At 41.0% G+C, this 11816-nt stretch carries 12 protein-coding genes; 11 read left to right on the top strand and 1 reads right to left on the bottom strand.

The genetic code is table 11. The features are described from left to right. The first annotated feature begins 152 nt into the window (after positions 1 to 152). From JQM81_RS11065 to JQM81_RS11040, 6 genes are all read left to right on the top strand, one after another. Positions 153 to 923 (top strand): type III pantothenate kinase, encoded by a 771-nt coding sequence (locus tag JQM81_RS11065; protein WP_235233685.1) that lies wholly within the window; start codon positions 153 to 155, stop codon positions 921 to 923. A gap of 72 nt (positions 924 to 995) precedes the next feature. After that, positions 996 to 1952 (top strand): tRNA dihydrouridine synthase DusB, encoded by a 957-nt coding sequence (gene dusB, locus JQM81_RS11060; protein ID WP_235233684.1) that lies wholly within the window; start codon positions 996 to 998, stop codon positions 1950 to 1952. Positions 1953 to 2195: 243 nt separating this feature from the next. Next, positions 2196 to 2678 carry a transcription elongation factor GreA gene (greA, locus tag JQM81_RS11055; protein ID WP_235233683.1) on the top strand — a complete coding sequence of 161 codons (483 nt, stop codon included), beginning with the start codon at positions 2196 to 2198 and terminating at the stop codon, positions 2676 to 2678. A 74-nt stretch (positions 2679 to 2752) separates the two neighbouring features. Further along, positions 2753 to 4696, top strand: a complete 1944-nt coding sequence (lysS, locus tag JQM81_RS11050; protein WP_235233682.1) for a lysine--tRNA ligase — start codon at positions 2753 to 2755, stop codon at positions 4694 to 4696. Positions 4697 to 4918: 222 nt separating this feature from the next. Then, a complete protein-coding gene (locus JQM81_RS11045; protein ID WP_055176454.1) occupies positions 4919 to 5443 on the top strand; it encodes a flavodoxin family protein in 525 nt (174 codons plus the stop codon). Between the two features lie 153 nt (positions 5444 to 5596). Next, entirely contained in the window at positions 5597 to 5992 is a 396-nt protein-coding gene (locus JQM81_RS11040) for a zinc-ribbon domain-containing protein (RefSeq protein ID WP_235233688.1), read from the top strand. A 308-nt stretch (positions 5993 to 6300) separates the two neighbouring features. Here the strand turns inward: JQM81_RS11040 and JQM81_RS11035 are convergent, their stop codons facing one another. After that, a complete protein-coding gene (locus JQM81_RS11035; protein ID WP_235233680.1) occupies positions 6301 to 7392 on the bottom strand; it encodes a hypothetical protein in 1092 nt (363 codons plus the stop codon). Between the two features lie 216 nt (positions 7393 to 7608). Between JQM81_RS11035 and JQM81_RS11030 the strand changes: the two genes are divergently transcribed. The 5 genes from JQM81_RS11030 (at position 7609) to JQM81_RS11000 (ending at position 11429) form a co-directional block, all read left to right on the top strand. Continuing rightward, the gene (locus JQM81_RS11030) at positions 7609 to 7839 is read left to right on the top strand and encodes a hypothetical protein (protein WP_235233689.1); all 231 of its coding nucleotides are present in this window, start codon (positions 7609 to 7611) and stop codon (positions 7837 to 7839) included. After that, positions 7832 to 7963, top strand: coding sequence for a hypothetical protein (locus JQM81_RS11025; protein WP_331473136.1), 132 nt, complete (start codon positions 7832 to 7834; stop codon positions 7961 to 7963). The genes JQM81_RS11030 and JQM81_RS11025 overlap by 8 nt, the downstream gene beginning before the upstream one ends. 38 nt (positions 7964 to 8001) lie before the next feature. After that, positions 8002 to 9924 carry a DUF6273 domain-containing protein gene (locus JQM81_RS11020; protein WP_235233678.1) on the top strand — a complete coding sequence of 641 codons (1923 nt, stop codon included), beginning with the start codon at positions 8002 to 8004 and terminating at the stop codon, positions 9922 to 9924. Between the two features lie 300 nt (positions 9925 to 10224). Then, entirely contained in the window at positions 10225 to 10686 is a 462-nt protein-coding gene (locus JQM81_RS11010; protein ID WP_235233677.1) for a YaiI/YqxD family protein, read from the top strand. Between the two features lie 230 nt (positions 10687 to 10916). Beyond that, positions 10917 to 11429 (top strand): helix-turn-helix domain-containing protein, encoded by a 513-nt coding sequence (locus JQM81_RS11000; protein WP_235233675.1) that lies wholly within the window; start codon positions 10917 to 10919, stop codon positions 11427 to 11429. Positions 11430 to 11816: the final 387 nt, after the last annotated feature.

Raw genomic sequence — 11816 nt, 5'->3', positions numbered from 1 at the left:
TAATCAATCGGCTTCGCCGCAAATTTTGAGCGATTTGTCAAGCGTTTTTTGCAAAAAAGTGGGTGATTTTTTGAGATAAGGGTCGGAAAGCCTTATAAAATCAGGGCTGAAGATTCCGAGAAGTTATTAATAGATGCAGGAGGAAAAAGAACATGCTGTTAGTAATAGATGTAGGGAATACCAACATTACATTGGGAGTATTCGATGGAGAAAATCTGCTGGGAACCTTTCGGATGATGACTAAGCTCCCAAGAACTTCCGATGAATACGGAATCACATTAAAAGAACTGATTGAACGGCAGGGAATTAAAAGTTCAGAGATCAATGCCGCTATTGTGGCATCTGTAGTGCCGGATATCATGCACTCCCTCGGAAGTGCAATGATCAAATACTTCGGCATCAAGCCAATGGTTGTGTCCGCCGGCATCAAGACCGGTATCCGAATCGTTACCGAGAACCCGAAACAGATCGGTGCAGACCGCATCGTCGATGCAGTGGCAGCATATACCCTGCACGGCGGCCCTGTCATCGTCATCGACTTCGGAACCGCAACAACCTACGACATCGTCGGACCAAATGGAACCTTCGAAGGCGCCGTGATTGCGCCAGGTATCCGCATCTCCGCCCAGGCACTGACCGGACAGGCAGCCATGCTCCCGGCAATCGAAATCAAAAAACCAGATTCCATCATCGCCAAAGAGACCATATCCAGCATGCAGGCCGGTATCGTCTTCGGCCAGATCGGACAGACCGAATACATCGTCAGAAAGATCAAAGAAGAATCCGGCTACCTCGATGCCAAAGTCATCGCAAGCGGAGGCCTCGGCAAGATGATCGCAGCCGAGACAGATATCATCGATATCTACGATTCACAGCTCACATTAAAAGGCTTAAGAATCATATATGAGAAGAATAAAAAGTAAAAAAGAGTAAAAAGGGGACGTAGTAAAATTGAAAAGTACTACGTCCCCAATTGTAAAATGTGGTGTACCCAAATGAACATTAGAAACGTAAAAATTGACAATCCGTACATCCTTGCTCCGATGGCGGGGGTGACTGACTTACCGTTCCGGCTGCTTTGTAAGGAGCAGGGAGCGGGACTTTTGTGTATGGAGATGATCAGTGCCAAGGCACTGCAGTATAAGAATAAGAATACGAAGGCTTTGCTTGCGATTCATCCCAAGGAGTATCCGGTGTCGCTGCAGTTATTCGGCTCTGACCCGAAGATTATCAGCGAGCAGGCGAAGCGGATTGAGGAGCTTCCGTTCCAGATCCTCGATATCAACATGGGCTGCCCGGTTCCGAAAGTGGTCAAGAATGGGGAGGGCTCGGCCCTTATGAAAAACCCGAAACTGGTATATGAGATTGTATATCAGACGGCGAGGGCAATTCAGAAGCCGGTCACCGTAAAGATTCGCAAGGGTTTTGATGACACTTGTATTAATGCGGTGGAGATCGCGAAGATCATCGAGGAAGCCGGAGGGGCAGCAGTGGCTGTCCACGGAAGAACCAGAGAGCAATATTATTCCGGCAAGGCGGACTGGGAGATCATCCGCCAGGTCAAGGAAGCGGTCTCGATTCCTGTCATCGGAAATGGAGACGTGACCTCCGGAGAAAAGGCACTGGAGATGCGCGAAAGGACCGGATGTGACGGCGTGATGATCGGAAGAGGCTCCCAAGGCAATCCGTGGATCTTTCACGAACTTCTGGAATATGACAGAACTGGGAAGCTTCCGCCAAGACCTTCCAAAGAACAGATCAAAGATACCATGTTAAGACATGCAAGACTTCAGCTCGAATTCAAGGGAGAATACCTGGGTATCCGGGAAATGCGAAAGCACGTTGCCTGGTATACCAAAGGGATGGAAGGTTCTGCCAAACTGCGGGATGATATCAACAAAGTAGAATCCTACGCAGAGCTCGAATCGCTTTTAAACGAAAGAATAAAATAGATATTTGCTAATAAAAAAACATCCTTTAACATATACTTAATCAATGCCAGAATCCATTTATAAACCTACGATAAAATATGTTGACATTGACGGGCCGTTTATGTATAATAATGGAATTGTGAAAGTCTCTTTATTTTACAAAAGAACAGTATGGATGTCAGACGCGAACGATAAAGTCAAGAACAACTTTTAGCAATAAATTACCGGGACGAAAGTATTAAGAAAGAAAGGAAATGAAACACAATGGAAGCAAAGAAAAGATTACTTACTTATGCTGGTTTAAAAGCGCTGGAAGATGAACTGGAGAATCTGAAAGTCGTAAAGCGTAAAGAGGTTGCCGGCAAGATCAAAGAGGCCAGAGAACAGGGCGACTTATCTGAGAATGCAGAGTACGATGCAGCAAAGGATGAGCAGCGTGATATAGAAGCACGAATCGAAGAACTGGAAGGAATCCTTAAGAATGCTGAAGTCGTAGTAGAAGATGAAGTAGACTTTGATAAAATTAACGTTGGATGTACTGTAAAAGTATTCGATAAGACATTTGATGAGGAAATGGAATTCAAACTGGTAGGTTCTACAGAGGCAAACAGTCTGGAGGGAAAGATCTCCAATGAATCACCGGTAGGCCAGGCACTGATCGGATGTAAAGTAGGAGATACCGTAGAAGTTGAGACTCAGGCAGGTGTAATGGAGTACGAAGTATTACACATTAGCCGTTCATTATAGTTCACTGAGATGGATCGTTTCAGACTCCTCATGCCGGGGAGTCTGAATTTTAAAATAAGGAAGGAGAGGAAAACGTGGCTGATCAGCAGAAAAAAGTACAGGAACCAGATATCAATCAATTAAGAAAGGTTCGCCGTGAAAAACTGGCAGATCTTCAGGCAAATGGAAAGGATCCGTTTGTAATTACCAAATACGATGTAACCTACCATGCAATGGACATCAAGGAAAATTTCGAGGAAATGGAAGGAAAGCATGTATCCCTGGCAGGACGTATCATGCAGAAACGTGTTATGGGAAAGGCCTCTTTCTGTAATATCCTTGACCAGAGCGGTAATATACAGTCTTATGTAGCAAGAGACAGTATCGGAGAAGAAGAATACAAAGACTTCAAGAAGATGGATATCGGCGATATCGTAGGTCTGGAAGGAGAAGTCTTCAAGACCAAGACCGGAGAGATCTCTATCCACGCATCTGCTGTAAAACTTTTATCCAAGAGTCTTCAGATTCTTCCGGAGAAGTTCCATGGATTGACCAACACAGATATCCGTTACCGCCAGAGATATGTAGACCTGATCATGAATCCGGAAGTCCGCGATACATTTATCAAACGTTCCAAGATCGTAAGCTCCATCCGAAGATATCTGGACGGACAGGGATTCCTGGAAGTAGAGACTCCAATGCTGGTAAGCAATGCCGGAGGAGCAGCTGCAAGACCGTTCGAGACACATTTTAACGCATTGAACGAAGACTTCAAGCTGCGTATTTCCCTTGAATTATACCTGAAGCGTCTGATTGTCGGCGGACTTGAGAGAGTCTACGAGATTGGACGAGTATTCCGTAACGAAGGTCTGGATACCAGACACAACCCAGAATTCACACTGATGGAATTATATCAGGCATATACGGATTACAACGGAATGATGGATCTGACCGAGAACCTGTACCGCCATGTAGCACAGGAAGTTCTTGGCACTACCAAGATTGTATATAAAGGCATCGAGATCGATCTCGGACAGCCATTCGAAAGAATTACCATGGTTGATGCAGTTAAGAAATATGCAGGCGTTGACTGGAACGAAGTAGAGACATTGGAGCAGGCAAGAGCACTTGCAGATGAGCACCATGTAGAATACGAAGAAAGACATAAAAAAGGCGATATCTTAAGCCTCTTCTTCGAAGAATTCGCAGAAGAACACCTGATTCAGCCGACATTCGTTATGGATCACCCAATCGAGATCTCTCCGCTGACCAAGAAGAAACCGGAAGATCCGAATTATGTAGAACGTTTCGAATTCTTCATGAACGGATGGGAGATGGCAAATGCTTACTCCGAGTTAAACGACCCGATCGATCAGAGAGAACGTTTCAAAGATCAGGAAGAACAGCTTGCTCAGGGTAACGATGAAGCCAACACCACCGACGAAGATTTCCTGAATGCACTGGAAATCGGTATGCCGCCGACAGGTGGAATCGGATTCGGAATCGATAGAATGTGTATGCTGCTGACAGGGGCAGAAGCGATCAGAGATGTATTGCTGTTCCCGACAATGAAGTCCTTAGATGGTGTAAATAAGAAAAATGATGTAAATAATACAGCTTCTGAAGCACCTGAAAAAAATGTAAAAACTGAGTCTGAAAAGATTGATTTTTCTAAGGTAAAGGTAGAGCCTTTATTTGAGGAAGAAGTTGATTTTGATACATTCAGCAAGTCAGATTTCCGTGCAGTAAAAGTTAAAGAGTGTGTTGCAGTACCGAAATCAAAGAAACTGTTACAGTTTACTCTTGATGACGGAACAGGCACAGACAGAACCATTTTAAGCGGTATTCATAGCTTTTATGAGCCGGAAGAACTGGTTGGAAAGACTCTGATTGCTATCACAAATCTTCCACCGAGAGCTATGATGGGCATTGACTCTTGCGGTATGCTCCTCAGTGCTATTCATGAAGAAGAAGGCGAAGAAAAGCTTCATCTTCTGATGGTTGATGACCACATTCCGGCAGGTGCAAAGCTCTATTAAGATGATGTAAAGATGTACCGTTTCACCAAATAGACGGGACGTACTTCATTTGATAAAAAACTAAAAAAACAGCGATTTACATCAAACTTACATCAATTGATGCAGAAATCGGTGCAAGCAAGAAAAAATCGCATAATTAGTGCAATGAGTGGGCAATTCCAATCGGAGTTGCCCATTTTTAAAACAAACAGAAATACAAATCGAAAGTTGGAGGATACACGCATGAAAATTGTAATCATTAATGGAAGTGCCAGAAAAGGAAATACGCTGGCAGCAATCAATGCATTTATAAAAGGAGCGTCAGAAAAGAATAAAATTGAAATCATTGAACCCGACAAACTCAACATTGCACCATGCAAGGGATGTGGTGTCTGTCAATGCTCTAAGGGATGCGTCGATAAGGATGATACAAATTCTACAATTGATAAAATTGCTGCCGCAGATATGATTCTTTTTGCTACACCAGTTTATTGGTGGGGAATGTCAGCACAATTGAAACTTATCATTGATAAGTGCTACTGCCGTGGATTGCAGTTAAAAAACAAAAAAGTTGGCACAATTGTTGTAGGTGGTTCTCCCGTAGGCAGTATCCAGTATGAGCTGATTGATAAGCAGTTTGACTGTATGGCAAAATATCTTTCATGGGATATGCTTTTCAAAAAATCATATTACGCAACAGCCAGAGATGAACTTGAAAAAAATAAGGATTCCATGAACGAACTTGAGTGGATCGGAAAAAATTTATAAAGCACACACCAAATTCCAGTTTGCCAACTTGCCCTTTGAGAGAGGAGAAATCCCTTTCTCAAAGGGCTTTTTCTATTTATACGGATATTCGCAAACTACAAGATAAAGCCAAAACTTCATATACTCTAAGCACAAGGAGGTTGAGGTTTGGCTATGAATAACAGTTTAGCAGAAGTACACCCGGAGCTTGTTTCGGAGTGGTCGGAAAAGAATTTAACGCTTACGCCTGATGACATTACTTTCGGTTCAAATAAAAAAGTATGGTGGAGAGGTGCTTGCGGTCATGTATGGCAGGCAAGCGTTAAGGCTCGTTCTAATGGAGAGAAATGTCCGATATGTTCCGGTGCGAGAGTGATTGCAGGTATTAACGATTTGGCGACATTAGAGCCACTATTGGTAAAGCAGTGGTCGAAAAAGAATAAGATAAAACCGATAGAGGTTTCTATTGGTTCTCATAAGAAAGTGATATGGAGATGTAAAAAAGGTCACGAGTGGGAAGCTGCCGTTAAGAGCAGGACAAGACGTCTTGTTGAGTTTATTCGAAGATGATATCAATGTTTTACAAAATCCGAAATCTAGTATTCGAACAAACATCAGAAGATTGATTATGATTTATGATTACCGATATTAGATCCGGCATGAAGATCTCTGGTCTGGAAATTGTGAAACAGGAATACAAAGCATATCTACAGGAAGTCTTGGACAATTACTAAAATGGAGCTTTGTAAGAATGTAAGCGTTTAGTTCCGGAATACTGCTTATAACTCGGATAACCTTTCTTCCAAACTAAGCGCTTACTGAATATGTTATAGGTTATGGCTGAAGACTGTCCCTTGTATGAAAGGGCCCTGCTCCCTTTATTCTTTCTTTTTGAAAACGATTCTACTGAAAGCACGACTGTCAGCTTTTGCATAATATGCAAGTCTGGCATAGATTAATATGTATTCGATAGAATGGGCACGTGGAAAAATATATAAGTAATTTTTGGCAATATCCTTGATTTCATCAGGTATGGATAAGTTAAAGAACTGTTGTTGATATTTTCCGCAGGAACCGGCATGTCCTTTTCGGATTCTTTCTGACGCGTCAAATGCTAAGGTGCGCTCTACTCCCATTTCAACCATATAATCAAAAAAATCTTCTCTTGTAAAACATGGATACTTTTTAAATGTATCTGTTGAGATCATTTTTCTATATTCACTCATGTTAATGCCGCTGTAATCGTCCCCATGCCATGAATGAGAATTATGAGAACTAGAGTCAAATGCAACCATATCTTTAAATGTTTTTGGCCTAAATTCATGAAACAACATTCTTAAGCTATTGTTTGGTATAGCAGTGTTATAAATATTACTCCAAGTAATCTCGCGCAATTCTTTTGTATTAAGATCATTGGCATAGATACCCGTTGCTCTTTGGAATTGAATTAACTCATCTAAATATTTTAATGAAAATAATCTAACCGGTTTTAGCATATGTTCTTCTAATTCCCATCCCCCACCGGTGATACATGCATCACCATTTTCTAAATATGAAATCAAATCTGGATAATCCTGGATTGTATTACCAGATGGTAAAATGGCATACCCGGCTAATCCAATTCCAATAATTCGATCATCAGGATGTGGAACTCCGGAACCAGAATCCAGTTGGAACATTCCCCATGGAACAATTGCGTTATCCGGATAAGCAGACTGCAAAACCCGTCGTGCAAATGGGAGAAATTCGGAATTTACATTATAATCAAAGGAGATTAATTTTTTACCGGTATTGCCCCAAACACTTTCAATTGGCAGATTATAGCCATCTGCAAAGATATCAGTATTACAGTGTGGACATTTCTTTTGTGGAAGATCAATTCCAAATAAGTGTGTATCTATTATTTCGTAATGACCGCATTGGGTAGAGTAGTAATGTGGAGGAAGTGGATTAAAGCTGTTATTTCCCAAGAGGTAGTATAGAATTGATCCGGCGAGTGTTCCACGCACATTAATACACAGAGTGTTTTTCAGGGAAGGATGCTTCAAAAAACGATGTTTGTTAAATCTGAAAAACAGATACATGGGAAATGGAAAAATAAATGCAAAATAACAGTTCTTAGAAAATAACCATTTCCTGATTTAATGCAGGAATATTGTACTGATCCAAATGTGGGAAAATGTAAAGTGTTTGAAGAAGGTCAGGAATTTATTGTGGATAAGTCTGTTTGGGTAGAGGATGAGTGTACTATGTGTCTTGGATGTTTGCATAACTGTCCGAAATTTGCATACTTCGTGGAACGGCATCGTGTAAATGATATAATAGTTGAGAAAGATATATCTTCGTTAATGGTTGTTACAGACAGAGATGAAGCATCTTCCGGACGACTGCAGAGAAGCAAGACAGTCTATGCTTGACGTGTATCCATCACTGCAGAAGATGTATTCCGCAGATGCTGGAAATACGGAGGTGTTTTATTTTAAAAATGCAACCGCTACGTTTTCATCATTTACACATGAACTGGAAGTAGAGAAGTTCTAATTTATTTCAATAATTATTTGTATAGCGAGGATAGGAAAATGGGATTATTTGGTAAAAAGAAAACGCCGGAACAGTATATGGAAAAAGGCAAGGGAGATATGCAGGGTGGTTTTTATGCTCTGGCAGCATCTAACTTTAGTAAGGTTAAGGGAGAATTAGAAGCAGAAGCTTTATATCAAGCCGGTATTTGCTATCTTATGATGGATAAAAAGAAGCATGATAAATACAATATCCCTTTTGCCAGTGAGTATTTTGAAAAGTCAGCAAAAATTGGGCATAAAGGATCCTCTGCTATCATAAGCTGTGGGATTTCGGCAGACTCGGATATCGATCATCTTATCGATATATCCAGAGCTGCGCAGACAAGTGGTACAGAATTATATGCAGCCGGTCAGGTAAAATCAGATGCCAAAGAAGATAAGGACATATTGGATTTTCTTGAAATCGAAGATGAAGAAAAGGAAAGGGCGGAAAAGCAGGCAATTCTTGCAATGCCCGGAGGAGATGATTTTTTACGTGGGAAGGAAGCTGTTTCTCAGGGAATTAATTTGTATTCGAATCTGATGGACGCCTATGCGGAAAAAGGACAGTGGGATGAGGCCATAGCCTGTGGAAAAGAGGCAATTGAAAAAGGTTTTAACGGGCAATGGTATTTGATGGAGCTTTTTTTGAAAAAGAAAGACTATGATCAGGTTCTTTACTGGGCAAAGGAATATGACAAAAAGGTAGCTGGATATCAGGCGTCAAAACGCTTAGATGGAGTGCGATCCTCTGTACTGGAGAATGCTGATAAAGCAGATAAAGAAAAGGATTATAAGACCAAAAGGGAGCAATTGCAGATTGCAGCTGCTTTAGGCAGCCCGGAGGCAATGTATCAACTGGGGCGTATGGCCGAACAGGGGGAAGGCGCCGCTTTAGACTTCGAAGAGGCTTTGGAATGGTATCAAAAAGCTTCAAATATGGGATATTCTAGTGCGAATATAAGAAAAGGGACGATCGAGAGCGTAATCAGTCAAAGGGACAGTCTGGAAAAAATAGCGGAGATTACCGGATCTTCGAAAACAATAATAGAACTCATGAAGCATGGCATAGAGGAAGAAGAACAGCTAACGGAGCTGGAGGAGAAGTATTTCTTTGAAGGAAACTATAAAGAGGCGTTGGTTCCGCTTCGTCTTTTGGCCGAGCGAGAAAGCAGAGGTGCCCTTTATCTGTTGGGACGCATGTATGCGGAAGGACTTGGGATTGACAGAGATTGCAGTATGGCGAAAGACTTTTATGATAAATTGACCGCACAATCGGTAAATAATCGTTATACAATCCCCTTTGGAACGTATCCACAAGGCGAAAACGGGGAAGTACAGCCACTGCACTGGTTCGTGCTGGACCGTGAAGGAGACAGCCTTCTGCTTTTGAGCGAAAAGGTAATAAAGAAGGAGCCATATCATATAGCGGATAATAGAACAACCTGGGTAGATTGCAGTCTGCGCCATTGGCTGAATCATGATTTTCTTCAGTCGGCCTTTACAGAAAAAGAGCGGCAGAAGCTTATTAAAAAAGCAGATGTGATAAATAAAGGTAATAAGGATTTCCATACATCTGGCGGATCTGATACCAAAGATCAGATATTCCTTTTGAGTCTCGAACAGGCAATAAAGTATTTCAGCAAAGGCGACCCGGAGAGAATAGAGATCGGTCTTTTAGAAGACGAGGGATTTTGTTACTATTCAACAAATTGCGGCGAAGCAAAAGGCCTTGCAACAAAGTATGCAATTAAGAATAAAAAGCAAGATGCCGACCAGGAATATTCCCGTTGGTGGCTGCGTACTCCGGGAAAAAGCTGGGAGAGGGCATCATATGTCGATTCTAAGGGAGTGATAGAGCCATCCGGAAGGAAAGTGGGTGATTTTGATACAGGAGTACGACCTGCCTTATGGTTAAATCTTAGAACGAAAATATATTAATTTCATGGCACCCTTAAAATGAATTTGAAAGTCTTGACTCTATAGGAGATAGCGCATCTGTAATTAGATAAATAGCAAGCGCCTCGTAAGACTACCACCCGACACTTAATAGCAAACACGATATTTGGAATCATTATGATCGGAATTTCCATACCTCCGGTTGAGAATATTGATGCATAGGACTTGATTATAAAAATAAGAAAAGACCTGGAATTCTATTATTCTGGATGGTTCTGTTCCAGATAAAGATATCCGGCGGATGATCGGGTAGCGTTATGATCTGACGAAAGGGAAGAAAAAATGAGAATATTGGTAGATGCGGATGCCTGCCCTGTGGTATCCATCGTAGAAAGAACAGCAAAAAAACATGAGATTCCGGTTATTCTCTTATGTGATACAAACCATGTCTTATATTCCGATTACAGTGAAGTGATTACTGTGGGAGCCGGTGCGGATGCAGTAGATTTTAAACTGGTCAGTCTGTGCCAGAAGGGAGATATTGTCGTAACACAGGATTATGGTGTGGCTGCAATGATTCTTGGAAAAGGTGCTTATGGTATCCATCAGAGTGGTAAATGGTATACGAATGAAAATATAGATCAGATGCTGATGGAACGTCATCTGGCGAAGAAAGCCAGAAACGCAAAGAAAAAGCATCATTTGAAAGGTCCGGCGAAGAGGACGGAGGAAGATGATAAAAGGTTTGAAGTATCGTTGGAGAAGCTCATAGATAAATGGTTTTATGAGAATTGTAAATCTTGAAAATGAAAACAGAAATACGATGTAGAGGTATGATAGATGGTAAAGCTAATAATGAAAGATGTATTCTTTCTGGGACAAAAATCGGAACCCGCCACAAGGGCGGATCTGCAGGTGGGAATAGATCTGCAGGACACTTTTTCTGACACGGAAGAAAGGATAACATTTCTCGCTTTGTGTCATGGTATTCAATCAGGCAATCGGGTAATATTTGCTTGAAAGGAGGAGTTCAAATGGATCAAAAGAAAATTGGTTCTTTTATGAAAGAACTTCGAAAAGGGAAAAAATTAACACAAGAGCAGATAGCAGAACAGTTTGAAGTATCAAACAGAACAGTTTCCCGATGGGAAAACGGGTATAATATGCCTGATCTGGACATTTTGATTGAAATGGCTGATTTCTATGAAGTTGATATTCGTGAACTGCTAAACGGAGAAAGGAAAAGCGAGACGATGACTGAAGAATTAAAAGAAACGGTATTAATGGTTGCAGATTATAGTAATGATGAAAAAGGCAGGCTGCTGAGACGAATGCATTATCTGTTTATTTTGGGTATGGTTGGATTTGTAATGTTAATTGTTATTGGGGCTCTTGGACTTGAAAATACATCTCCATATGAGGAAATTGCTAGTTTTGGACTAGGAATTGCATTTGGAATGGTGATTATAGGAGTAATATTTACAAGTAGATATGCAGTAAAAATTAGAAATCTGAAACTTCGATTGATAGAAAAAATGAAGCATTAAGAATGAAAATATGTGGCAACAGGTTTTTTATTTATGTTTTGTGGTATCAGCTATTTTCTTCTATCGGTATCAGGGGAATCATTTCAAAAAAGAGATTTAAAAGAGGCGATGTTTCACCTGCTATTGACCTGTCAGATTGGTAGAATAAAACTGAATATGGAGCTTAATACAAGCAATTACCTTTTAACTCCTTGGGTTATAAAGATTACAAGGTGTATATATGGCATCAAGTAAAGAATATTTAAGTTTTATTTTAGAACAGCTTTCGGGCTTAGATGCTGTTGGCTTAAATGCCCGTGGAGTAATTGCACAGGATATTATTGCTGTAAAGTAATCGCTCGATATGATTGTTCCGCCTTACATCTCGTGAGCAAAAGAAATAATCAA

Origin of the sequence: Faecalicatena contorta (assembly GCF_021531895.1) — a bacterium.
Classification (GTDB): Bacteria; Bacillota; Clostridia; order Lachnospirales; family Lachnospiraceae; genus JAFBIX01.
The sequence above is the reverse complement of the archived record's forward strand: the minus strand, read 5'-3'. Positions and strand labels throughout refer to the sequence as shown.